Here is a 24,234-nt window from a genome sequence, read left to right as displayed (position 1 = left end):
CATGAGTGAACGTTATCTGCCATCCACTCTTCGACGCACGCTGGAGCGGGTAATCAAGGACGCCCGCATAGTTGCGGAGGAAGGCGCACGAGATGCAATCCGGCGCTTGGGCGTCGCCGAAGGCAAGGCCCCGTCCTACCTTTCCGAAGAGGAGAAGGAGCTTCGGCGGCGGCTGCGTGCACATGCGCGCGCACTTGGTGATGCTTTCGACCGCACCAACGACACCCAAGAGACCAAGCATCTGATCGAAGCCACCGCCTATGCCCATTGGCATCGGATGCTTTTCGCACGGTTTCTGGCGGAACGTGGTCTGCTACGAAACCCCGAGTACGATGTCCCCGTGACCTTGGAAGACTGCCGGGAACTGGCTGAGGCTGAGGGGCTGACCGACCCTTGGACGATAGCCGAGAGATACGCGGCGCAAATGCTACCTGCTGTCTTCCGGGTTGATGATCCAGTTCTCGCGTTGGACATCGATCCGGTTCACACGCAGAAGCTGCAGAAGCTTGTGACGGGACTGGATGCCGAAATCTTCGAGGCAGAAGATAGTCTCGGCTGGACCTACCAGTTCTGGCGGGCGGCAGAGAAGGATGCAGTCAACGCTTCCGGCGTGAAGATCGGTGCTGACGAACTGCCTGCAGTAACCCAGTTGTTCACCGAGCCCTATATGGTGCGTTCCTTGCTGCACAACACGTTGGGGGCATGGTGGGCAGGAAAGGTCTTAGCCAGCAACCCGACATTGGCCGAAACCGCTGCGGACGAAAAAGAGCTCCGAGCTGCCTGCGCTTTGCCGGATTACACCTTTGACATGCTGCGGTTCGTTCGTGACGGCGAGGACGGACCATGGAGACCGGCAGCAGGTACATTCCCCGGTTGGCCCAGAGAAGCCAATAGAATCACTTTACTCGACCCGTGCTGTGGGTCGGGGCATTTCTTGACTGAGGCACTGGCGATCCTCGCCGCACTTCGCCAGACTGAAGAAAGTCTGTCGCCCGCCGATGCGGTATCAGCAGTACTTCGAGACAATCTGCATGGATTGGAGATCGACGGTCGATGTGTCCAGATTGCGGCGTTCGCCGTCGCGCTTTCGGCCTGGCGTATTGGGGGATGGCAACCACTACCCCTCCCGCACATTGCCTGGGTGGGCGCACCGCCGCCATTGCCTAAGAAAGAGTTCATCGATCTGGCGCGTGGCGATGAAGAGCTAAAATACGCCTTCAGCGCAATGCATGACCTATTCGTACAAGCGCCGACTGTCGGTAGCCTATTACAGCCAATAGGGAATGATTTATTTGAATCGCAGCGGATGCGCGAAATTGAAAAGAATCTTTCATCGCTGCTTGAGAGATCAAAAAGTGCAGAACCCGACTATATAGAGGGCGTGATCTCTGCTCGAGGCATGTCGGATGCAGCGGGCTTGTTGTACAAGAAGTTTTGGCTCCAGGTTACAAATGTTCCATACTTATCCCGTGTAAAACAATCCCCGGAACTAGCAGACTACCTTGCAGCTCGCTTCAAGAACGCAAAACCTGACCTGGCAACCTCGATGCTGGAACGAATGCTTCAGCTTTCTGAGAGCTCTGGTGCGATTTGCGCGGTAACTCCCCAGAATTGGCTATATCAGGCATACTACAAGAAATTTCGAGAAGATATGCTCAGAAATTTCAGGTTTAATATGCTGTCAGCATTGGGCTCGAGGGCCTTCGAAACGATTAGCGGTGAGGTTGTTAATACAGCATTGATTACCGTTGAGAACACAGTAGCTCACAAAGAAAGTATTTATTCCGCGCTTGATGCCAACGACGGCAAGAACTCCAACGAGAAAGAAGAAATACTACTTTCTGGTCAATTTTCCCTAGTAAAGCAATCGTCACAGCTTGCAGATAGTGAAAAGAAGATTTCAACGGAAGCAAGATCCAACCTTCCGAAACTAGCTAATGTTTCTTTTTTCAAGCTTGGTGTCTGCACTGGCGACTACGAGAGATTTGGAAGGGATTTCTGGGAGCTGGAGCTGCCAAATGAAAGATGGTCGCTTCAACAAACCACTATTAAATCAACGGTATCTTTCGGTGGATATCAAAAGGCACTGCTTTGGGAAAAGGGATCGGGTGAACTTCTAGATTTTGTAGATGAGCGTCTTGATGGCAACGTTTCTTCGTGGATAAGAGGCGAAGGCGCTTGGGGGAAGCGTGGCGTGCTTGTCAGCGCAATGGGCAACCTACCTGTCAGTCTATATGATGGCGATTTGTACGATAGCAATTCAGTAGCGATTATCCCAAACGATGAGAATGATCTTCTTCCAATATGGGCATTTGTAAGTGATGAGCGCTTCAATCAAGAAGTGAGAAAGATATCAAAGGCACTTAAGGTCCAAGGTGATCTCATCCAGGCTCCCTTCGACATTGATTACTGGAGAAAGGAAGGGAACAAACGGTATCCGTCCGGATTACCCTTGCCCTATTCTGATGAACCTACGCAATGGTTGTTCCATGGACATCCCGTGGGAGCCGCGAAAGGAACAACTCTACATGTTGCTTTGTCACGTCTGGCAGGCTACCGCTGGCCGGCAGAAACCAAGACAGAAATGCGCCTCTCCGAAGAAGCCCGCGAATGGGCGCACAAGGCCGCAGCACTACCGGTTGGTGACAATGACGGCCTTCTTGGCGTGCCTGCCGTAGCAGGCGAGAAAACGATCGCTAATCGCTTGAGAGCTTACCTTGCGGCTGCATTTGGTTCTGAGTGGACAGAAAGCCTAGAAAGACGACTGGTCGCTGAAGCCGATGAGGTCCTGGACAAGAAGGTCGCCCGCGACAGTTCGCTCGAGGCTTGGGTGCGGGACCGCGCTTTCCGCCAACATTGCCAACTGTTCGGCCAACGCCCTTTCCTTTGGCACATCTCGGATGGTCTGAAAGACGGCTTCTCGGTCTTCGTTCACTACCACCGCTTCGACCAAGCCAATCTGCGGAAGCTCACATACACCCTGCTTGGTGATTGGCTGGCACGTGCCAAAGCAGAAGGAAATACGCTGCGATACGAAAAGGGCCGTGAACTGCAGCAAAAGCTGGAAGCGATCTTGGAAGGCGAAAAGCCCTACGATATCTTCGTGCGTTGGAAGTCTCTTGCCAAGCAACCGCTTGGTTGGGACCCCGAACTGGACGATGGTGTCCGGCAAAACATCCGCCCTTTCATTTTGGCGGGTGTGCTTACACACAAGCTAGACAAGATCCTTAAGGATAAGGATCGAGGAAAGGATGTTTCATCCGCGCCTTGGTGTGATGTTTTTAAGGGCGAACGCCGAAACGATCACCATACTACGCTTGCGGAGAAGCGGGCTGCGCGAGAAGCCGCAACTCGGCGTAAGGAGGCGTCCAAGTGACAACTCCGCTCGACGCCCTTGTTGCCGCTTTACACGAAGCAGCGAGCTACAACGCCTCGGCAGAGGCGGCGCCGGTTGCGGTTGTTTGGTGTGATGCGGGTAAAGACTTCTCGCCTCTGATCCCCGCTCTGCGGGAGCGTCTTCCTGAGCTTTTTACGTTTGGTGACTTTGAACCCGAGGCGCGCACCGGGCCAGCAGTTTGGATTCGTGCAGCTACCGTGGGTGCGGTCGAAGGTGTCGGTTGGCCAGAGGGCACCACGCCGATCATCTACATACCGGGGGTCGCGCGGGAGACCCTCAAAGGCGCAGAAGACTGTCCACAACTCCTCCAGCCACTGGTTTGGTACACCGTCGCGGGTTCGTACTTTGGCCACGTGAACGGAAAGGACTGGACGCTTCGGGGGTTCCTGTCCGCAGAACGCGGACCATTGAAACTCGAAATACCCGATGACTCCGCGACGCGCGCGGCACTGTCACATGCAGCCGTTCGCCTCTGCACCAGGTCGGTCGATGAACTTCGCGGAAAGCGCTGGGATGCAGATCAGTTGAATGCGCTCCTCGCCCCCGACCTGGCCGCCGACATGCTGGATTGGATTGATGGTTCATTGTCGGATGAGGTCGACGCAGCACGGTTCAATGCTTTTGCCAGTATTGCGAAGAAAGAGCTGAAGTTCGATCCTTCCAAGCTCTCGAAACAGGATGCAGTGAAGCGCCTGGTGAAACGCGAAGGCAAGTGGGCGCAAGTTTGGGCGCGTTTCGAAGGGTCGACAGGGTTTACTCAAGTGGTCGACTACTTGGGCTTCGAAGAACCCGCCTCGCTCTTTGACCATTCGGGCAACCGAGAGGTCTACCCAAAGCTTAACGCGAAGGGAGAGAAGGAACTTAGAGACGCGCTCCAAAGCTTATCCGAACTATCTTTTGATGAGGCCCGCGCAAAGGTTCAGGGACTCGAGAAAGAACACGCCTGGCGACGCAGTACAGTCTGGGCGCGTCGTGGAGAGGCACCACTAGCAAATGCCTTAGAACATCTCGCAGCTTTGGCGACAGCGGCCTCTTTGCCCACCCATGATGGTAGTGCACTTGCAGAGGCATATGCCAATAACGGATGGAATGCCGATTGTTCGGCGATGTCCGCAATTGCGAGCGCCCCAAGAGAGCTGGATCGCTTAGCTGTCGCTGCCGCTCTCCGGGCCATCTATCTGCCCTGGCTCGACGAAGGCGCTGTTGCCCTCCAGGAACTCGTGCGCAAAGGCAAGGTGAAGTTCTCGCAGCCGGAGACAATAGACCCTGATGTGACGACTGTCCTATTCGTCGATGGTCTCCGGATGGACGTTGGCCAACAGCTTGTCCAAATGCTTCGAAAAGACGGGTTAAAGCCGGAACTAGGTTGGATCTGGTCAGGCTTTCCGACAGTTACAGCAACCTGCAAGCCGCTCGTAACACCGGTGGCTGAGGTACTTAAAGGTCCGGCTACCACAAACGACGTTTTGCCAATCACGCCAGACGACAAACCGGCAAACAAACCGAACTTGATCAAACTCTTGAATGCAAACGGTTGGGAGACGGACACAGCGCTTCTACCTGACCAAAGGCTTTGGACGGAGACTGGTCGGTTCGATGAGGAAGGGCATGCGCTTGGGGCGAGGTTGGCCGAGCGACTGGGACAGAGTGTAAGGGACGTTGCGGACGCGGTTTCCAGCCTAGTCAGATCAGGACGGGATGTCCGAATCGTTACGGATCACGGTTGGCTCTTGATGCCGGGGAACTTACCGCACGCCGCTCTAGACCCTGGTCTAGTAGAACCAAGCGGAAAACGGACGCGTTGTGCGCTAGTCAAACCAAAGGCGACTACATCGTACATGCAGGTCCCGTGGACCTGGAACTCGGACATCTCAATCGCAGCCGCCACCGGGGCTCGAGTCTTCTATGCCGGATGCGAATATGCACATGGCGGGATTAGTCCGCAGGAATGCGTCTTGCCGGTCATCTTGGTCACCGGAAACAATGTCCGCAGTGAGGTGTCAATTTCGAAGGCGCAGTGGGAGGGTTTCCGCCTGAGGCTAGAGGTAGCAGGCGGCGCCGACCTGGAAGCTGACCTTAGACTCGGCTCTGAGACGAGTGGCCCGAGCCTGATCAAGGGTGGCCGCGTCTTGGATGACAATGGGCGGACCTCGTTTCTCGTAAGTGACGAACACGAGGGTGAAACGGCCTGCTTGGTAATCCTTGATGCCAACGGACATGTCGTAAGCCAACGCGTTACGACAGTTGGAGGGGAATAGGGTGGTGACGATGGATACACTGGACCGCAAGGCGGCCGAAGCCTTCCCAGCCCACATTGTGCGAAAGGACCTCGTCAGGCGGTTTCGCGGGCAGTTTCCTATCCCAACGTACGTGGTCGAATTCATGCTAGGTCGCTACTGCGCGAGTACTGACCCGACCGAGATCGAAGAAGGCATTCAGATGGTGCAAGCGCAACTGTCTGATAGAACCGTTCGAGCCGGCGAGGAGGAACTCTTCAAAGCTCGCGCCAGAGATCGTGGCTCAGTCCGGATTATTGACATCATTACTGCTAGGTTGGACGCGAAGACTGACAGCTACTTGGTGTCTCTCCCCAGTCTTCGACTGAATGACGTCAGAGTCGCCGACAAGGTCGTTCAAGATCACGAACGTATGCTGACTGGTGGCTTCTATGCCGAAGTCGAGCTTGGCTACGATGCCAGCATTGCTCAAGAGAAAGGGGGGCGGCCCTTTGAGATACTGAGCCTTCGGGAAATTCAACTCTCGACCCGAGACATACTGGACAAGATTGCATCCGGACGAGCGTCACTCTCAACCGAAGAGTGGAAAGCGTGTCTATTAAGAAGCGTTGGACTTGAGCCAGACAAGCTTAACGAGAGAGCAAGGGATGCGATGTTCCTTCGAATGGTTCCCTTCGTTGAGGCCAACTATAACATGGTTGAACTGGGGCCTCGTGGGACTGGCAAGAGCCACCTCTATCAGCAGGTTTCGCCCTATGCGCATCTAGTTTCAGGTGGCAAAGCCACTGTCGCACGCATGTTCGTAAACATGTCGAACGGCCAACGTGGGCTAGTCTGCCAATACGACGTGGTCTGTTTCGACGAGGTCTCTGGCATCTCTTTCGATCAGAAGGACGGCGTCAACATCATGAAAGGGTACATGGAGTCGGGTGAGTTCTCTCGAGGCAGGGAAAGCATCCGCGCCGAAGGCAGTATTGTCATGGTCGGCAACTTCGATGTCGATGTTCAACATCAGCAAAGGGTCGGACATCTATTCGGTCCTATGCCGCCAGAGATGCGCAATGACACGGCATTCATGGACCGCATTCACTGCTACCTACCAGGCTGGGACGTACCCAAGGTTAGCAAGGAACTATTCACCGATCACTTTGGACTAGTCAGTGATGTCTTGGCAGAGTGTTTTTCGCGTCTGAGGGCGCAAAGTCGGGTCGACAAGCTCTCAGGCCGGGTGCACTTCGGCGGTGCGCTGTCCGGTCGGGATCAGAATGCTGTCAACAAGACCGTATCTGGTCTTCTTAAGTTGCTCTATCCTGACCCTACTTCACCGATCCCGGATGATGACCTGGAGTGGGCGGTTCGTCTCGCCCTTGAAGTGCGCCGTCGCGTTAAAGAGCAACAGAAACGCATAGGATCCGCGGAGTTTCGAAATACACAATTCAGCTATGTTATGGGCTTGGATGGAGTAGAGAAATTCGTCTCCACACCTGAGCTTCAAAGCGAAAACAGCATTGGTGCTGATCCGCTCCCTGCAGGCCAGGTTTGGACGATCAGTCCCGGTGGACAAGATGAAGGGACAGGCCTCTTTCGGATAGAGGTCAACGAAACCTCTGGCAGCGGGGTCAAGATTCTAAACCAATCACCGCCGGGGCCATTCAAGGAAAGCGTTCGAATCGCAGAACAGAACCTTTATGCCCATGCGCGCGAACTGGTGGGCGAGCGGAATCCCCGCGAGCACGAGTTCTCCATTCAGTTGCGAGCCTTCGATGCGGCGAGGAACGGTTCGGATGTCGGCATCCCAGTGCTGATGGGGCTCTGCTCGGCACTTCTCGGCAAGCCGATAAAGGGCGGGTTGGTAATCTCTGGAGGAATCACCCTGGGTGGATCTTTGGAGCCAGTCCATAATCCAATTGATCTCGTAGAGCTCGCAATGGAGAAGGGAGCCGAGGCGGTCCTACTGCCAGTCTCTAGCCGCCGAGCACTGATTGATTTGTCAGACGATGTAGCAACCAAGGTGCAGGTATTGTTCTACGCCGATGCAGCAGACGCACTACGTAAGTGCGTTCACGACTAAAGGTCTTCGCTCGCCCCCGCGCTTTCCGCGATCTAAAATGTGTCTTGGTTCTTTGAGAAGGATGGTGCCGGTGAAGGGACTCGAACCCCCGACCCCATCATTACGAATGACGTGCTCTACCAGCTGAGCTACACCGGCATCCTTCTCTGTCGCGGCCCTACTATGGCCCTACTAGTTACAACGCGCCGCGCCTAACCAACTGGTCTCAAACGTAGTTTGCGAGCGGACCCGCTAATTACGAATGACGTGCTCTACCAGCTGAGCTACAGCGGCCCCGGTGATCCGACAGGCAAGCCTGTCGGACCTCTCGCGCCTCTTAGCACCCGTTTTCGGGGCAGACCAGACCCTTTATGCAGGTTTTTCGGCGGGTGGTTCGGGATTTGCGTCCCCGACTTCGATCACTTCCGCCTCGGCCTCTGCTGCGGGCTTGGGCAGGCTGCCGACGATCAGCGGCAGAAGTTCGGTCTGGGTGGCGGAGGGGCCTGCGCTATCGGGCACGTCGCGCCATTCCAGCGTGTCGAACGCGCCGCAATGCTCGCAGATCGCCTGCCAGCTGGCGTGCACATGCTGGCAGTTCTGGCAGATCCATTGCGCGCCGCGCTTGGCGGTCAGCGCCCGCGCCAGCCAGCCACGCACGACCGCGTCATCCGCGCCTTCCCCGCGCTCGATCGCGGCCATGATGGTCAGCGCGCGCATCGTGGGGTTCGTCTCGAACAGGTCGCCCAAGGCACGGCGGGCACCGGGGAAATCTTCGTTCGCGATCAACAATTCGGCGTGCAACATGCGCGATTCGTCCGCGCCGGGGTGCATTTTCAGAAGCTTCTGGAATCGGTTCAAACGCTGGCGCGGGGATTCGCCCTTCTCGATCGCGGCGAAAGCTGCGGCCAGTTCCGGGTGCGGAGCCACCTTCCACGCGCCCTTGATGGCCTTGGTCGCATAACCGCCCTTGCCCTGCGCGACCAAAGCTTGCGCTGCGGCCACGGCGGCGGGCACAAGGTCCGGCGACAGGCGGTTGGCTTCGATGGCGGCTTCGCGCGCGCGGTTCAGATCGCCCTTCGCCGCCAAGGCGTCGGATTCCTGCAATGCCAGCACAGCGTCGCGGCGGCGATAGACATCGCGCGGCAAAAGCCCGCTCGATTTCTTCACCTCCAGCGTCTTGCGCGCGCCTTTCCAGTCCTCTGCTTCGGTCTGCAATTTCAGAAGCGTGTTCTGCGTGGCCTCATGGGCGGGCTGCATCTCCAGCGCCTTGGCCGCCAGTGCGCGGGCCTTGTCGGTTTCGCCCAGTTCCAGCTCTGCACGGATCAAGCCCTGAATGCCCACGAAACGGCTGCGCGGGTCATCGAGCAAGCCTTTGTAATGCTCGATCGCCTTGGCATTGTTGCCCTTCATCTCGGCCGCCTGAGCGATCAGAAGATTGGTCATGATCGGCCGGTTCAGCAGTTTATGCGCCTTCTCGGCCTTGGCGATGGCCTGTTTCGCATCGCCCGAAGAATGCGCCAGCATAGACGCCAGCAGCGCATCCAGACCGCGCTTTTCGCGGTTGCGGGTAAAGAAGCGGCGGATCGCGGTTTCATCGCCATTCATGAAGCGCAGCACCGCGAGCGACAGCGAAATCGCCTTCAGCACCAGCCAAAGCCCGACAAGGAACACCACGAAGGCAATGATCGCCTGGATCGGCCCCAGCGTGAATTCCATGTCTAGAATGCGCAGGCCCACAGTCTGCCCGCTATCCATAAGCGCGCCGGCCCCATAGGCCAGACCGATCACCACCACGACGAAGACAAGGAGTTTCAGCAATGTCCAGAACATGATCTTATCCTTATCTTGTCGTCATATCGGCTTGCAGCGCATCGAGCGCGGCAGTCACGTCCAACCGGGTTTGCGCGGCATCCAGCCAATCGGCCATGGCCGCGCGGCCCTCGTCCGGCAGGGCTGCAAGCTCATTCAGCGCGGTGGCCAGATCACCCGCGTCCACCGCCGCGCCTGCGCGCGAAGTAATGGCATCGGGATCGTCGCCTTCGCGCGGCGCAAGCGAGCGGGCACCGATTTGCGCGCGGAAGAAATTGCCCAGCTTTTCGGTGGCCGACTCGGCGGGCGCGGTTTGCAGGCTGGCGGCAATCGCGGCGCGCGCGGCCTCTCCGAAGCTGGCTTGCAGCGCTTCAAGGGTTTGCACACCCTGCGCGGCGGCGGCATCAATCGGGTCAGGCACCGCGACGCCCGCGTCATCCAGTTGCGCGGTGGCATCGGCAAAGGCGTCGCCAGTCACAAGGGCCGCGCTGATGCGGTCCAGCCCGGCTTGGCCCAGCGCGGTGTCAACGGCGGCTTCGGCTTGGGCAATCTCGGCGGTGGCAAGGGCGCGCAGATCGGCCATCTCGGCTTGCAGCGCGGCGATCTGGTCGGGCAGCGGCGCATAGGCGCTTTGCAAGGCGGCAAGCTGCGCCTCTATCGGGCCAAGATCCACGCCGCCACTGGTGTCGATACCATCAAGCTGTGCTTGCAGGTCAGGCAAGGTGGCAATCTGGGCGCGCAACTCGTCCAGCGACGCGTTGACGCCGCTCAGGTCAGGGGCGGCGGCGGGTTCCAGCGCCGCGATCTGGGCTTGCAGGTCCGACAGGTCCGGGCCTTGGGCGACGGCGGCGCGCAGCTCCGCAATCTCGGACTGAAGCGCGGCCACCGCATTTCCCGACTGCCCGCTTTGCGCGTAATGCGCGCCATAGCCAAGCGCCGCGGCAACCGCGCCGCCCAGAAGCATGGGAATGAAGCCTCCGCTTTTCTGCGGTGCCGGGGCAGAGGGCGCGGGGGGCGCACCTGCGGGCGCGTCTGCCTTGGGATCGGTTGTTGCATCAGCCTTGGCGGCTTCTTCGGCAAGTGCATCTGATGCAGCCTCTGCCGGGGTGTCCACCTCTGCCGCATCGGCTTCGGCCGCATCGGAAATCTCTGTCGCCACTGTCGCCTCGGCCACCGGCTCGGCGGCCGCGGCATCGGTCGGGGCGGCATCGGGCGCAGCGAAGGGGGCTTCGGGCTGATCGGGTTCGGGCGCGGCATCTGCCGGGCTGGACTGTTTTTCGTCGGGCTGTGCCGCGATCTCGGGAGTCTTTACGTCAGACTCGGCGCTTGGCGCTTCAGCCTGCTCTGCGGCGACCACGGCCTCTGTTTCCGTCGCCTCTGCCGCCTCTGGCGCGGTTTTGGTGCTGCGGGGCTTGCGGGGCGTGGTGGTCCGCTTGGTCGTGCTTGTCTTGCTCGTCGTTCTGCGCGCCACCGGTCATCCCCCATCCCAATTACGCCGCTTTGCAGCAACTCTTCCAGCACCTTATCGCGGGTTCTGGTCAGGCTCAAGCGTGGCTTGCACCTGCCCAAGCGCCCCCAACACGCCCGGCAAATCGGGGCTGTGCGCGATGGTCAGGCTGGCCAGCGGCACCTGCCCCAGCGCTTGTGCCGCCGCTGCACTGATCGCCAGCGCATGTAGCTGCGCCAAGGGCGCACCCAATTCCTCCCATGCGCGGGCGAATAACTTCGCGCTGCGCGGTGAGAACACGGGCACCACGACATGACCCTGACGCAGCAGGCACTGGCGCGCCGCATCGCTCAGCGGGCGCTCGTGCTGGTCATAACCAACCACCCCGCGCGCCCTTAGTCCTGCGTCCATTAGCCGCCCGGCCAGATCGGTCACGACATGCGCGCCGTGAACATGCACAAGCGGGCAATCGGGCGGAGCGGCGGCAAGCTCTGCGATCAGCGACTCTGCCGTACCGCCGCCTTGGTGCAGCGTAGCGAACCCCGCCGCTTGTGCCGCCGCAAACGTGCCGGGGCCGACGCACCAGACCGGGGCATCGCGCACCCCTGTCACGGCGGCCACGGCGCGCACCCCGTGCTGAGAGGTAAAGATCACCCCCTCGCCCGGCGCGGGCGGGGCAATCGGGCGCAGCACCACCTCTATCAGCGGCGAGATCACAACATCGCCTGCCCAGGCAGCAGCCTTGACGAAGTTTTCCGCGCTTGTCCGCGGACGGGTCAGCAACAGGGTCGGCATCATGCCCCCTTTCGCGGCACGGGATTGTGCGCCTTTGCCCCAAGTGGTAGCTGGAACCGTCCCCAAGTTGCAACAGAGCGCGCGATGCCCCACCCGACCGACGATAGCTGGACCGTGCTGGGGCTGGAAAGCTCTTGCGACGACACAGCAGCGGCGGTGCTGCGCGGCACGGGCGGCGGGGCGGTGATCCTGTCGAATATCGTGCTGGGCCAGACAGAGCTGCACGCGGCCTTTGGCGGGGTCGTTCCCGAAATCGCGGCTCGTGCCCATGCCGAGAAGCTGGATCTGGCGGTCGAGGCGGCGCTTGAGAGCGCCGATGTGACGCTGGAACAGATCGACGCCATCGCCGTCACCGCCGGGCCGGGCCTGATTGGCGGGGTCATGGCGGGCGTGATGCTGGCCAAGGGGTTGGCGGCGGCCACCGGCAAACCCATGATCGGGGTGAACCATTTGGCGGGCCATGCGCTGACCCCGCGCCTGACCGACGGGGTGGGCTTTCCCTATCTTATGCTGCTTGTCTCTGGCGGGCATTGCCAGTTCTTGCAGGTAGTTGGCCCAGAGGATTTCACCCGCTTGGGCGGCACGATCGACGACGCACCGGGCGAAGCCTTTGACAAGGTGGCGAAACTTCTGGGTCTTGGCCAACCCGGCGGCCCGCTGGTCGAGGCGGAGGCGCGCAAGGGCGATGCCAAACGCTTTTCCCTGCCCCGCCCGCTTCTGGACCGCCCCGGATGTGACATGTCCTTCTCTGGCCTGAAAACCGCCGTGCTGCGCCTGCGCGACACGCTAGTGGCCGACCAAGGCGGGCTGCACGCCCAAGACCGCGCCGATATTTGCGCCAGTTTTCAGGCCGCCATGGCCGATGTGCTGGCTGAAAAAACCCGCCGCGCCCTGGCCCAGACGCAAGCGCCCGTGCTGGCGGTGGCGGGCGGCGTTGCGGCGAACCAGGTCTTGCGCGCCGCCCTGGAACAGGTCGCGGCAGCGGCCGGCGCGCGCTTCCTCGCGCCGCCCCTGAAGCTGTGCACGGATAACGCCGCGATGATCGCTTGGGCCGGGCTGGAACGCCTGCGAATGGGCGCGCGCGACGACATGTCCCTTGCGGCCCGCCCGCGCTGGCCCTTGGACCAAACCGCAAGCCCGATGCTTGGATCGGGCAAGAAAGGGGCAAAAGCATGAGTGTGGCAATCCTTGGGGCGGGTGCGTTTGGCACCGCCCTTGCCTGTGCCCTTGGCACCGCGCAGCTTTGGGCGCGCGACCCGGACCATGCCGCCGAGATGACCAAGACCCGGCAAAACGCGCGCCGACTGCCCGGCGTGGACCTGCCCGAGGGCGTGACCATCCTGAGCGATCTGGCGCAGCTTGACGCCGAAATCGTGTTGCTGGCCATGCCCATGCAGCAAATGCGCGGCTTTCTAAGCGAACATGCCGACCTGCTGGCACCTCGCATTCTGGTCGCCTGTTCCAAAGGGGTGGATCTGGACCTGCTGATCGGCCCGGTGGGCGTGATCGAACAGGCGCTGCCGGGAACCCGCGCTGCGCTCTTGACCGGGCCCAGCTTTGCCGCCGACATCGCGCGCGGCCTGCCCACGGCACTGACCTTGGCCGCCCGCGACGATGGCTTGGGCGAGATGCTGCAAACGACGCTTTCGACCGAGAACCTGCGCCTTTATCGCAATACCGATGTGACCGGCGCGGAACTGGGCGGCGCGCTGAAAAACGTGATTGCGATTGCCGCGGGCATGGTGATCGGCGCGGGCTTTGGCGAATCGGCGCGCGCGGCGCTGATGGCGCGCGGCTATGCCGAGATGCAGCGCCTTGCACTCGCGCTCGGGGCAGACAGCGAGACCTTGGCGGGCCTGTCGGGCTTTGGCGATCTGGTGCTGACCTGCGGGTCCGAGAAATCGCGCAATTTCCGCTACGGGCTGGCGCTGGGGGCGGGCACCGAGTTCGACGCCAGCACCACGGTCGAAGGCGCCGCCACCGCCCGCGCCGTGGCGCGCTTGGCCATTGAACGTGGCGTCGATATGCCCATAACCCGTATGGTCGCCGCCGTTCTGGACGGTATGCTGACCCTGACCGAAGCCAAGGGCGCGCTGCTCGCCCGCCCCCTGACCACGGAGTAACCGATGCCCCTTTTCATGATGGTCTGCACCGACAAACCCGGCGCGCTGGAGCTGCGCAAAGCCACCCGCGACGCGCATCTGGCCTATGTGCGTGACACCGGCGTGGTCGTGCAGGCCGGGCCGCTGCTGGATGACGCGGGCGAGATGGCCGGCTCGCTGATCGTGCTGGACCTGCCCGACCTGACCGCGACGCTGGACTGGGGCAAGGGCGACCCCTATGCGAAAGCGGGTCTGTTTGCGGATGTCCGCGTGCAGGAGTGGAAAAAGGTCATCGGCTGATGCGCTACTGGCTGATGAAATCCGAACCCGACGCGTTTTCATGGGACGACCTTGTCGCCAAGGGCGACGCGGGCGAAGAATGGGACGGCGTACGCAACTACCAAGCCCGCAACATGATGCGCGAGATGGCGATTGGCGACCGGGTGTTCTTCTACCACTCGCAAAGTGACAAGGCCGTGGTCGGCATTGCAGAGGTCATCGCCACCGCCCACCCCGACAGCACCACGGACGACCCACGTTGGGAATGTGTCGATGTGCGCGCTGTTTCGCCCCTGAAAACGCCCGTCACGTTGGAAATGTGCAAGAACGACCCTCGCTTGGCGGACATGGCGCTGCTGAAACAGGCGCGTCTTTCCGTGCAGCCGGTACGGCCAGAGGAATGGGCAGTGATCTGCGAACTGGGCGGCCTTTAGGTGCCGCAGAAGGTCACGACCGGGCCCGCATCCTTGGGCGCGGGGGCGGCATAGGCCTCGCTGCCTTCGCGCTTGGTGAACGGCTGCTGAACATGTTCCAAAAGTGACAGGAACGGGTTCAGGTCGCCATACTCGCTCGCAGCTTCCAAAGCGTGCTCTACCAAGTGGTTACGCGGAATATAGACGGGATTGACCGCGCGCATCCTATCAGGCGCCAAATCGGGTTTGTCCAAGGCCCGTGTCAGCTCTGCCAGCCAATCTTCCAGCCCCTCGCCGGTTTTGAACAAGGCTTTCAGCGGCGCGGCCGTGCCGGTGATGGCCTCGGGCAACAGACGGAAGAAGCTGGTGAAATCCACGTCCTGCCCGTCCAGCAGTCTGTGCAGGTCATCGACCAGCCCCTCGGGGCATGGGCCATCGAACCCCAGCTTGCGCGCGAAAACCGCAAGCCACGCGGCGCGATAATCATCCTGCACCCGCTCGACCGTTTCCGTGGCCAGCGCAATCGCGCGGTCCTGATCCGGGTCGATCAATGGCAAAAGCGCCTCTGCCAACCGCGACATGTTCCACAACAAGATGCCGGGCTGGTTGCCATAGGCATAGCGCCCGCCATGGTCGATGGAGCTGAACACGGTGGCGGGATCGTAGCTGTCCATGAAGGCGCAAGGGCCATAGTCGATGGTTTCACCCGAAAGCGTGCAATTGTCGGTATTCATCACCCCATGAACGAAGCCCACGCCCATCCATTGCGCCACAAGCCGCGCCTGCCGCGTGCCGACGCGGGACAGGAACGCCAGATAGCGCCCATCGGTCCCTGCAAGGTCGGGATCATGCCGCCCAATCGCGTAATCGGCCACGCGCGCGACCATGTCAGTCTGCCCACGCGCGGCAAAGAACTGCAAAGTGCCCACGCGCAAATGGCTGGTCGCGGTGCGCGCCAGAACCGCACCCGGCTCAAGCCCATGCTGACGCAGCACCCGGTCGCCCGTGGTGCAGGCGGCAAGCGCGCGGGTGGTGGGGATGCCAAGCGCCGCCATCGCCTCTGACACAAGGTATTCGCGCAAAACCGGCCCCAGGACCGCACGCCCGTCGCCTCCGCGCGCAAAGGGCGTGCGGCCCGCGCCCTTGAGGTGGATGTCATGGCGCGTGCCATCGGGCGCAACCACTTCGCCCATCAGATAGGCGCGCCCATCGCCCAGTTGCGGGTTGAAACTGCCGAACTGGTGCCCGGCATAGGCCTGAGCAAGGGGCTGCGCCCCCTCTGGCGCGGCGTGGCCCGACAAGGTTGCGACACCCTCTGGGCTTTGCAGATACGCCGTATCCAGCCCCAGATGCGCGGCCCATGCGGTGTTCAGAAGCACTAGGTCAGGCGCGGCCCAGCCCTGCGGCGCGACCGGAACATAGGCGCCTTTCAACTCTCGGGCATAGCTGTTGTCGAATGCGATGGGCATGGGCTGTCCTTGGCTGCTTTAACGAAAAGGTAAGCTGCCTAGGCCACACTGGCCAGAGCGAGCAACCCAAGCCGGAGGTCAGACACCCAGACAGTAGCGCATCACCGCCTTTTGGGCGTGCAGACGGTTTTCCGCCTCGTCAAAGACCACGGATTGCGGGCCATCCATGACGGCATTGGTCACTTCTTCCTCGCGATGGGCGGGCAGGCAGTGCATGAACAGCGCGTCGCGCTTGGCGTGGCTCATCAGCGCATCATTCACCTGGTAGGGGCGCAGCAGGTTGTGGCGGCGTTCGCGGTTCGACTGGCTGTCATGCATACTGACCCAAGTGTCGGTCACGACCAGATCGGCACCGGCCACGGCGCGCGTGGCGTCGCGCATGATCTCGACATGCACGCCATGCTCGCGGGCAAAGGCCACGGCCTTGGGGTCTGGGTCCAGCGACTCTGGCCCGGCAAAGACCATGTCGAAGCCGAACTGCCCCGCAGCGTGCAGGAACGACGCGCAGACATTGTTGCCATCGCCCAGCCAGACCACGCGACGGCCCTTGATCGGCCCGCGATGTTCTTCATAGGTCAAGATATCGGCCATGATCTGGCACGGGTGGCTTTCATTCGTCAGCCCGTTAATGACCGGAACCGACGCGTATTCGGCCAATTCATGCAGCACGGTTTCTTCGAACGTGCGGATCATGATGAGGTCGACATAGCGTGACAGCACGCGGGCCGTGTCGGCGATCGTCTCACCATGGCCAAGCTGCATCTCGGACCCGGACAGAACCATGCTTTGCCCGCCCATCTGCCGCACACCCATGTCGAAACTGACGCGTGTGCGGGTCGAGGGTTTCTCGAAAATCAGCGCGACCATGCGGCCCTTGAGGGGCTGGTCGTCATCAGGCGTGCCCTTGGGCCGGTCAGCCCGCGCCTGTTTCATGCTATGGGCCTGATCGATCATGGCGCGCAAAGCGGCCCGGTCGGTGGTGTGGAGGTCGAGGAAATGCGGCATGGCATCGGGCCTTCTGGCTGGCGGGAAATGCGAGGGCGCTGCCCTCGCGCTCCCGGGATATTTGGGCAAGGATGAAGTTAGACGAGGGATTGCGCGGCCGCGTCAAGGCGCGCGACGGCGTCGGACAATTCCTCTGGGGTGATGGTCAGCGGCGGCAGCAGGCGCACGACATTGTCGGCAGCGGGCACTGTCAGCAGGTGCTGGGCTTGGGCCGCTTTGACCACATCGGCATTGGGCGCGCGGCATTTCAGGCCAAGGATCAGCCCCTGCCCGCGCACGGCTTCGAACACATCCGGGTGCGCGGCGACCAGCCCCTCAAGGCTTTGGCGGAAACCGGCGCTTTTGCGCTGCACATCTTCCAGAAAGCCGGGCGCGGTCACGATTTCGACGACCTTGGCCCCGATGGCGCAGGCCAGCGGGTTGCCGCCATAGGTGGACCCGTGCGTGCCCGCGGTCATGCCGCTGGCCGCATTGGCCGTGGCCAGAACGGCCCCTAGCGGGAAGCCGCCGCCGATGCCCTTGGCGACCATCATGATGTCGGGCGCGATCCCTGCCCATTCATGCGCGAAGAGGCGGCCCGTGCGGCCCATGCCGCATTGCACCTCGTCCAGAACCAGCAGCGCGCCGGTGCTGTCGCAAGCGTCGCGCAGGCCCTTCAGGCATTGGTCGGGCAAGGGACGGATGCCGCCTTCGCCTTGGACGGGTTCGATCATGACGGCGGCGACGCTGTCATCAAGGGCCGCTTTCAGCGCATCATGGTCGCCCCATGGCAGCACCTTGAAGCCGGGCATAAGCGGGCCGAAGCCCTTTGTCATCTTTTCCGACCCGGCGGCGGCGATCGCCCCGGTCGAGCGGCCATGAAACGCACCCTCGAAGGTCAGGATGGTGGGACGGTCCTCGCCCCTCTCATACCAGTATTTGCGGACCATCTTGATGGCGAGTTCCGCCGCCTCTGTGCCGGAATTTGTGAAGAACACGGTATCGGCGAAGGTGTTATCGACCAACGCCTGCGCGAGTTGTTCCTGCGCCGGGATCTTATACAGGTTCGAGACATGCCAGAGCGCCTGCGCCTGATCGTGCAGCACCTGCACCAGCGCCGGGTGCGCATGGCCCAGCGCGTTCACGGCAATCCCCGAGGTCAGGTCGAGATATCGCGCGCCCGAGGCTTCGGTCAGCCAGACGCCTTCGCCTTTGACGAAGGACAGGGGCGTGCGATTATAGGTGGGCAGAACCGGCGGAAAAGGGGCGTTCATGGGCGGTATCCCGTTGGAAAGAAGCCACTGACCTGCCAAAGCGGCGCGGCCAAGTCAACATCGGTGATGGGGGAAGGCGTGCGCCGGGGCGCGCGTGGGCAAGATTACACGCCGAAGCGGCGTCGCAGGGTCAGGGTATGGGGTGCGTGCGTAATCATGCCGGTTGGGTATGCCAAGCGGGCGGCCCTGTAAAGCCCTAGTCGCCCACCACGCGCAGTGATTTGCGTTCGATCACCCGCAAGACCTGCGCAAGATCATGCCCGCGTTTCAGGATTTGCCCGTCCATGCCCACGACCATGTACATGCCCTGCCGGTTGCGCAGGGCGGGGTGTTTTTCGATGCGGTAGAGCGGGGTTTCCGCCGTGCGCCGGAACACCGAGAACACCGCCGACTGGCTAAGGCAGGAAATGCCGTAATCGCGCCACTCGCCCGCCGCGACCATGCGCCCGTAAAGCGACAGGATGACCCCCAATTCGCGGCGGTCGAAGCTGACCTGACCGGCCTGCGCGGAAAACGGCGTTTGCATGTTCATGTGAAAAGAGTGTGACGCGCCGGGATAAAAATCAAGCCCGCAGGCGGCCCGCTTCGCTTTCGCGCCTGTTAAAGCCGCAGATGGGCTTGCGCATGGACCGCCTGCCGGGCCATGCTGCGCGCAACGATAACACGCGGAGGATAGCCCCATGCGCACACGCGCCGCAGTCGCCCTAGAGGCCGGAAAGCCCTTGGAAATCATGGAAGTGAACCTTGACGGCCCCAAGGCGGGCGAGGTTCTGGTCGAGATCAAGGCCACGGGCATTTGTCACACCGACGAATTCACCCGGTCTGGCGCGGACCCGGAAGGGCTGTTCCCGTCCATCTTGGGCCATGAGGGCGCAGGCGTGGTGCTGGAGGTGGGCGAAGGGGTCACGACGCTGAAACCCGGCGATCATGTGATCCCGCTTTACACGCCCGAATGCCGCGAGTGCTATTCCTGCCGCTCGGGCAAGACGAACCTGTGCACGGCCATTCGCGGCACCCAGGGCAAGGGGCTGATGCCCGATGGCACGACACGGTTTTCCATGCTCGATGGAACGCCGATCTATCACTACATGGGCTGCTCGACCTTCGCGAACCACACGGTCCTGCCGGAAATCGCGCTGGCCAAGGTGCGCGACGACGCGCCCTTCGACAAAATCTGTTATATCGGCTGCGGCGTGACCACCGGCATCGGCGCGGTCATCAACACGGCGGGCGTGGAAATCGGGTCCACGGCGGCGGTATTCGGGCTGGGTGGCATTGGTCTGAACGTCATTCAGGGGCTGCGCATGGCCGGGGCCGACATGATTATCGGGGTCGACCTGAATGACGGCAAGGCCGAGATGGCGCGCAAATTCGGGATGACGCATTTCATCAACCCGTCCAAGGTCGAGAGCGTCACCGCCGAGATCATCAAGCTGACCCAACGCGGAGATGACGCGATCGGGGGCGTGGATTATTCCTTCGACGCCACCGGCAATGTGCAGGTCATGCGCGAGGCGCTGGAATGTTCGCACCGCGGCTGGGGCGTGTCGGTCATCATCGGGGTCGCACCGGCGGGTGCCGAGATCAGCACGCGGCCCTTCCAGCTTGTCACGGGCCGCGTCTGGAAGGGCACGGCCTTTGGCGGGGCCAAGGGGCGTTCGGACGTGCCGCGCTTTGTAGATTGGTATATGGACGGCAAGATCGAGATCGACCCGATGATCACCCACAAGCTGACGCTCGATCAGATCAACGAAGGGTTCGACCTGATGCATGAAGGCAAGTCGATCCGCGCAGTGGTTGAATTTTGAGCCTGACGGCGGACACGAAACTGGTGATCCGGCGCGCGGGCGCGGCGGATCACGACGCACTTTGGACCATGCTAAAGCCCGTCTTCCGCGCGGGCGACACCTATGCGGTCGACCCTGCGATCAGCCGCGAGGCGGCGCTGGCCTATTGGTGCGGCGGCACGCATAAAGCCTATCTGGCAGAGGCCGAGGGCACGACCTTGGGCAGCTACTACATCTGCCCCAACCAGCAAGGCGGCGGGGCGCATGTGTGCAATTGCGGCTTCGTGACCGCGCCCGCAGCGCAGGGGCGCGGTGTGGCGCGCGCGATGTTGGAAGATGCGCTGGAACGGGCAAAGGCCGAAGGCTACCGCGCGATGCAGTTCAATTTCGTGGTTGAGACTAATACCCGCGCCGTGACGACATGGGCGCGCGCGGGGTTCGAGATCGTGGGCCGCCTGCCCGGCGCATTCCGGCATCCGAAAGCGGGTTACGTCGACGCGCTGGTCATGTATCGGGTGGTGTAGGGGGCGCTGCCCCCGTCGCGGCAAGCCGCGACTCCCCCGGGATATTTTTGCAAGGATGAAGGAGCAGCCATGGCACGCGCGGGGATACCGCTTCTTGCGGTTCTGATCGACGCCGACAATTCCAGCCCCAAATGGGCCGAGGCGATTTTCGAAGAGATCGCCAGCTTGGGCGAGGCGAGCGTGCGGCGCATTTATGGAGATTTCTCGCGCAGCCAGATGTCGGGCTGGCAGGACAAGCTGCCCAGCCTTGCACTGGTGCCGCATCACCAGCCCGCGAATACGGTGGGCAAGAATTCGTCCGACATCGCGCTGGTCATAGACGCGATGGACCTGTTGCATTCGGGCCGCTTCGACGGGTTCGTGCTGGTCAGTTCCGACAGCGATTTCACGCGGCTGGCAAGCCGCATCCGCGAACAGGGTCTGGATGTCTACGGCATCGGCCAGCAAAAGACGCCCGAAGCGTTTCGCAAGGCCTGCAAGCGGTTCATCTTTGTCGAGAATATCCTGCCCGAAGCCGCGCCCGATGCAGGCAAGCAAGGCGCCAAGGCGCAGCCCGCGCAGGCGGTGCCGCTGATAAAGGCCGCGATGCAGGCGATCGACAAGGACGAAGAGTGGTTCTCGCTTGGGCCGTTGGGGCAGTTCATTGTTGCGGCAAACCCGGATTTCGACAGCCGCAATTATGGCTGCGCGAAGCTGAGCGAATTGGTGAGCCGCGCGGGCGCGTTCGAGTTGCGCAAAGCGCCGGGCAATGCGCTACAAGTGCGCCTGAAGCCCTAGACATGGGGCGGGTGCGCCCTTATCTGCGCTGACATGGCCCAGAAATCCGACCCGAACTACAAAGTCATCGCTGAAAACCGCCGTGCGCGGTTCGATTACGCAATCGAGAGTGATCTTGAATGCGGGATCATGCTGACCGGGTCGGAAGTGAAATCGCTGCGCACGGGCAAGGCGAATATCGCCGAAAGCTATGCCGCCGTGGAAGATGGCGAGCTGTGGTTGGTGAACAGCTATATCGCGCCCTATTTGCAGGCCAAGACCTTCGGCCATGACGAAAGGCGGCGGCGCAAGCTGCTCGCCTCTCGCAAGGAATTGGCGCAGCTTTGGGCGGCCACGGCGAAGGACGGCATGACGCTTGTGCCACTGGTGATGTATTTCAACCATCGTGGACTGGTGAAGCTGAAGATCGCGGTCGCCAAGGGCAAGAAGCTGGCCGACAAGCGCGCGACCGAAGCCAAGCGCGACTGGGACAAGCAGAAGCGCCGTTTGCTGAAAGAGCACGGCTAAAGAAACAGCGCGAGCAACCACGGGGCCAGCAGCGCCGTGACGATCGCGTTCAGCGCCATGCCGATGCCTGCGAACGCGCCCGCCTGCGGGTTGACCTGTAGCGCGCGCGCCGTGCCTATGCCATGTGCTGCCACCCCCACCGCCAAGCCACGCGCGCGCCAGTCGGTGATGCGAAAGGCGTTCATCATGGGCGTGATGACCACCGCGCCGATCATGCCCGTCAGCACCACCAGCACCGCCGTCAGCGTGGGCGAGCCGCCAAGCGACTGGCTGATACCCAGCGCGACAGGGGCGGTCGTGCTTTTTGGGGCGATGGTTGCCAGCATGTCGGGCGAGAGGCCCAGCGCTTTGCCCAGCGCGAGCGCAGAGGCAAGCGCGGTGAACGACCCGGCCAGCAACGCCGCCACGATGGGAAGCGCCGCGCGCCGCACGGTGGCGCGATGCAGCCATAGGGGAATGGCAAGGCAGACGGTCGCCGGGCCCAGCAGGAAATGGACGAATTGCGCGCCCTCGAAATAGGTGTCGTAGCTGGTGCCTGTCAGCCACAGAAGCAGCGCCAGAAGCACCACCGCGCCCGCCACCGGATTGGCCAGCGGACGGCGGCCCAGCCGCGCAGCGACCGCGTCGGCCAGCAGGTAGGCGACCAGCGTGGCGGTCAGCCAGACCAAGGGGCCGGCGGCAAGGTAGGACCAGATTTCGGTGAAATCACGCATCGGGCTTGCCCTCGGTCAGTCGCGCCACGGCGCGAAACACAAGCGCGCCCACGGCAATGGCCAGAACAGTCGACCCGACCAGCGCGACGCCGATGGCCGCCGCGTTTTCCCCCAACAGACGCAAATGCCCGACCACGCCCACACCCGCCGGCACGAAGAGAAGCGACAGGTGGCGCAAGATGCCCTCTCCCACCGGGCGCACGGCCTCTGCCAGGCGCGGGCTAGCCAGCATAAGCGCGAACAACAGGGCCATGCCCAGAACCGGTCCGGGCACGGGCAGTGACAACGCGCGCGACACCGCCTCACCCGCAAGCTGGCAAGACAGGATCAGGGCGAGCATGTGGATCATGTCAGATCAGCACGGCGGCCAGCGAATTGGCGGCACTTTCGGTCACACGCACCCGCGCGATCTGGCCGATCTGCGCGCCCGCGTCCTTGACATGGACCGCGTGCAGATAGTCGGATTTCCCTACCATCTGGCCCGGCAGGCGGCCCGGCTTCTCGAACAGGACCGAGACCTCGCGCCCGACCATGCTGTCTTGCGTCGCGCGCTGCTGTTCGGTCAGAAGCGCTTGCAAGCGGTGCAGTCGGTCGCTCGCCACGTCATCTGGCACGCCCGCGCGTTCAGCGGCCGGGGTGCCGGGACGCGCGGAATACTTGAAGCTATAGGCCTGACCGTAATGCACCGCGCGCACCAGCGCCATCGTGTCGTCGAAATCCGTCTCGGTTTCGCCGGGGAAGCCCACGATGAAATCGCCCGACAACAGCAGGTCGGGCCGCGCCGCGCGCAGACGCTCGATCAGGCGCAGGTAGCTTTCGGCGGTATGCTTGCGGTTCATCGCCTTCAGAATGCGGTCGCTGCCCGATTGCACGGGCAGGTGCAGATAGGGCATCAGCTTCGGCTCATCACCATGGGCCGCGATCAGGTCGTCATCCATGTCATTGGGGTGCGAGGTGGTGAAGCGGATACGCTCCAGCCCGTCCACCTTGGCCAGCGCCCGGATCAGGCGCGCCAGTGTCCAGGCGCCGCCTTCGCCCTCGCCATGATAGGCATTCACGTTCTGGCCCAGAAGGGTGATCTCGCGCACGCCACGGTCTACCAGATCGCGCGCTTCTGCCATGATGCGCGCGACCGGGCGCGACACTTCGGCCCCGCGCGTGTAGGGCACGACGCAGAAGGCACAGAACTTGTCGCAGCCTTCCTGCACGGTCAGGAACGCTGTCGGCCCCCGGCCCGCGCGCGGGCCTTTGGGCAGGTGGTCGAACTTGTCCTCTTCGGGGAAATCGGTGTCCACCGCGCGGGCACCTGCGCGCACGGCCTGCTCCATCGCGGGCAGGCGGTGATAGGTTTGAGGGCCGACGACCAGATCGACCAAGGGCTGGCGGCGCATGATCTCTTCGCCCTCGGCCTGCGCCACGCAGCCCGCAACGCCGATTTTCAGGTCGGGATTGGCGGCCTTCAGCGGCTTGAAGCGGCCCAGTTCCGAATAGACCTTTTCAGCGGCCTTCTCGCGGATGTGGCAGGTGTTCAGCAAGATCATGTCGGCATTTTCGGCCGTGTCCGTGGTGACATAACCCTGCGCGCCCAAGGCTTCGGCCATGCGCTCGCTGTCATAGACATTCATCTGGCAGCCATAGGTCTTGATGAAAAGCTTCTTCGCCTCGGCCAT

21 protein-coding genes and 1 tRNA gene are annotated in these 24,234 nt (G+C 61.9%); 11 read left to right on the top strand and 11 right to left on the bottom strand.

The window, feature by feature from the left end; translation table 11 throughout:
• Position 1: 1 nt before the first annotated feature.
• Genes J1C52_RS07225 through brxL form a run of 3 tightly spaced genes read left to right on the top strand, consistent with a single transcriptional unit; the run spans position 2 to position 7,705 of the window.
• Positions 2–3,376, top strand: coding sequence for a BREX-1 system adenine-specific DNA-methyltransferase PglX (locus J1C52_RS07225; protein WP_227427258.1), 3,375 nt, complete (start codon positions 2–4; stop codon positions 3,374–3,376).
• Positions 3,373–5,655 (top strand): BREX-1 system phosphatase PglZ type B, encoded by a 2,283-nt coding sequence (pglZ, locus tag J1C52_RS07220; RefSeq protein ID WP_227427257.1) that lies wholly within the window; start codon positions 3,373–3,375, stop codon positions 5,653–5,655. Before J1C52_RS07225 ends, pglZ begins: the two co-directional genes overlap by 4 nt.
• Before the next feature lie 10 nt (positions 5,656–5,665).
• Positions 5,666–7,705, top strand: a complete 2,040-nt coding sequence (gene brxL, locus J1C52_RS07215) for a protease Lon-related BREX system protein BrxL (RefSeq protein ID WP_227427256.1) — start codon at positions 5,666–5,668, stop codon at positions 7,703–7,705.
• A gap of 62 nt (positions 7,706–7,767) precedes the next feature.
• Here the strand turns inward: brxL and J1C52_RS07210 are convergent.
• The 4 genes from J1C52_RS07210 to J1C52_RS07195 all read right to left on the bottom strand — a co-directional run bounded on the left by J1C52_RS07210 (position 7,768) and on the right by J1C52_RS07195 (position 11,735).
• Positions 7,768–7,843: transfer RNA gene (locus J1C52_RS07210), tRNA-Thr, on the bottom strand.
• A 210-nt stretch (positions 7,844–8,053) separates the two neighbouring features.
• On the bottom strand, positions 8,054–9,514 hold the full coding sequence (locus J1C52_RS07205) for a heme biosynthesis protein HemY (protein ID WP_227427255.1): 1,461 nt from the start codon (positions 9,512–9,514) through the stop codon (positions 8,054–8,056).
• Between the two features lie 10 nt (positions 9,515–9,524).
• Complete coding sequence (locus J1C52_RS07200; RefSeq protein ID WP_227427254.1) at positions 9,525–10,964, bottom strand: hypothetical protein; 1,440 nt, start codon at positions 10,962–10,964, stop codon at positions 9,525–9,527.
• Positions 10,965–11,015: 51 nt separating this feature from the next.
• Positions 11,016–11,735 carry a uroporphyrinogen-III synthase gene (locus J1C52_RS07195; protein ID WP_227427253.1) on the bottom strand — a complete coding sequence of 240 codons (720 nt, stop codon included), beginning with the start codon at positions 11,733–11,735 and terminating at the stop codon, positions 11,016–11,018.
• Positions 11,736–11,819: 84 nt separating this feature from the next.
• Here J1C52_RS07195 and tsaD point away from each other — a divergent pair, with 84 nt between their 5' ends.
• From tsaD to J1C52_RS07175, 4 genes are read left to right on the top strand one after another with little or no spacing between them, the layout of a single operon-like run.
• Complete coding sequence (gene tsaD, locus J1C52_RS07190) at positions 11,820–12,911, top strand: tRNA (adenosine(37)-N6)-threonylcarbamoyltransferase complex transferase subunit TsaD (protein ID WP_227427252.1); 1,092 nt, start codon at positions 11,820–11,822, stop codon at positions 12,909–12,911.
• A complete protein-coding gene (locus J1C52_RS07185) occupies positions 12,908–13,858 on the top strand; it encodes an NAD(P)H-dependent glycerol-3-phosphate dehydrogenase (RefSeq protein WP_227427251.1) in 951 nt (316 codons plus the stop codon). Before tsaD ends, J1C52_RS07185 begins: the two co-directional genes overlap by 4 nt.
• 3 nt (positions 13,859–13,861) lie before the next feature.
• Positions 13,862–14,137 (top strand): YciI family protein, encoded by a 276-nt coding sequence (locus J1C52_RS07180; RefSeq protein WP_227427250.1) that lies wholly within the window; start codon positions 13,862–13,864, stop codon positions 14,135–14,137.
• Positions 14,137–14,550, top strand: coding sequence for an EVE domain-containing protein (locus tag J1C52_RS07175; protein ID WP_227427249.1), 414 nt, complete (start codon positions 14,137–14,139; stop codon positions 14,548–14,550). The genes J1C52_RS07180 and J1C52_RS07175 overlap by 1 nt, the downstream gene beginning before the upstream one ends.
• Here the strand turns inward: J1C52_RS07175 and J1C52_RS07170 are convergent.
• The 4 genes from J1C52_RS07170 to J1C52_RS07155 all read right to left on the bottom strand — a co-directional run bounded on the left by J1C52_RS07170 (position 14,547) and on the right by J1C52_RS07155 (position 18,788).
• Positions 14,547–15,998, bottom strand: a complete 1,452-nt coding sequence (locus J1C52_RS07170; protein ID WP_227427248.1) for a protein adenylyltransferase SelO — start codon at positions 15,996–15,998, stop codon at positions 14,547–14,549. The two genes, J1C52_RS07175 and J1C52_RS07170, sit on opposite strands and share 4 nt — an antisense overlap.
• Before the next feature lie 78 nt (positions 15,999–16,076).
• The gene (argF, locus tag J1C52_RS07165) at positions 16,077–17,003 is read right to left on the bottom strand and encodes an ornithine carbamoyltransferase (protein WP_227427247.1); all 927 of its coding nucleotides are present in this window, start codon (positions 17,001–17,003) and stop codon (positions 16,077–16,079) included.
• A 77-nt stretch (positions 17,004–17,080) separates the two neighbouring features.
• Positions 17,081–18,256, bottom strand: a complete 1,176-nt coding sequence (locus J1C52_RS07160) for an aspartate aminotransferase family protein (RefSeq protein WP_227427246.1) — start codon at positions 18,254–18,256, stop codon at positions 17,081–17,083.
• 196 nt (positions 18,257–18,452) lie between these two features.
• Complete coding sequence (locus J1C52_RS07155) at positions 18,453–18,788, bottom strand: DUF2794 domain-containing protein (protein WP_227427245.1); 336 nt, start codon at positions 18,786–18,788, stop codon at positions 18,453–18,455.
• 148 nt (positions 18,789–18,936) lie between these two features.
• Here J1C52_RS07155 and J1C52_RS07150 point away from each other — a divergent pair, with 148 nt between their 5' ends.
• From J1C52_RS07150 to smpB, 4 genes are all read left to right on the top strand, one after another.
• Entirely contained in the window at positions 18,937–20,064 is a 1,128-nt protein-coding gene (locus J1C52_RS07150) for an S-(hydroxymethyl)glutathione dehydrogenase/class III alcohol dehydrogenase (RefSeq protein WP_227427244.1), read from the top strand.
• 68 nt (positions 20,065–20,132) lie between these two features.
• Positions 20,133–20,567: a GNAT family N-acetyltransferase gene (locus tag J1C52_RS07145; protein ID WP_227427279.1), complete on the top strand. Its 435-nt coding sequence runs from the start codon at positions 20,133–20,135 to the stop codon at positions 20,565–20,567.
• A gap of 69 nt (positions 20,568–20,636) precedes the next feature.
• Entirely contained in the window at positions 20,637–21,344 is a 708-nt protein-coding gene (locus J1C52_RS07140; RefSeq protein ID WP_227427243.1) for an NYN domain-containing protein, read from the top strand.
• A 33-nt stretch (positions 21,345–21,377) separates the two neighbouring features.
• Positions 21,378–21,851: an SsrA-binding protein SmpB gene (gene smpB, locus J1C52_RS07135; protein ID WP_227427242.1), complete on the top strand. Its 474-nt coding sequence runs from the start codon at positions 21,378–21,380 to the stop codon at positions 21,849–21,851.
• Here the strand turns inward: smpB and J1C52_RS07130 are convergent.
• Genes J1C52_RS07130 through miaB form a run of 3 tightly spaced genes read right to left on the bottom strand, consistent with a single transcriptional unit; the run spans position 21,848 to position 24,234 of the window.
• Complete coding sequence (locus J1C52_RS07130; protein ID WP_227427241.1) at positions 21,848–22,564, bottom strand: LrgB family protein; 717 nt, start codon at positions 22,562–22,564, stop codon at positions 21,848–21,850. The genes smpB and J1C52_RS07130 overlap by 4 nt on opposite strands.
• Positions 22,557–22,913 (bottom strand): CidA/LrgA family protein, encoded by a 357-nt coding sequence (locus tag J1C52_RS07125; RefSeq protein ID WP_227427240.1) that lies wholly within the window; start codon positions 22,911–22,913, stop codon positions 22,557–22,559. The genes J1C52_RS07130 and J1C52_RS07125 overlap by 8 nt, the downstream gene beginning before the upstream one ends.
• Before the next feature lies 1 nt (position 22,914).
• Positions 22,915–24,234, bottom strand: a complete 1,320-nt coding sequence (gene miaB / locus J1C52_RS07120; protein ID WP_227427278.1) for a tRNA (N6-isopentenyl adenosine(37)-C2)-methylthiotransferase MiaB — start codon at positions 24,232–24,234, stop codon at positions 22,915–22,917.

The organism is Roseibaca sp. Y0-43 (assembly GCF_020667835.1).
Classification (GTDB): domain Bacteria; phylum Pseudomonadota; class Alphaproteobacteria; order Rhodobacterales; family Rhodobacteraceae; genus Roseinatronobacter.
The sequence above is the reverse complement of the archived record's forward strand: the minus strand, read 5'-3'. Positions and strand labels throughout refer to the sequence as shown.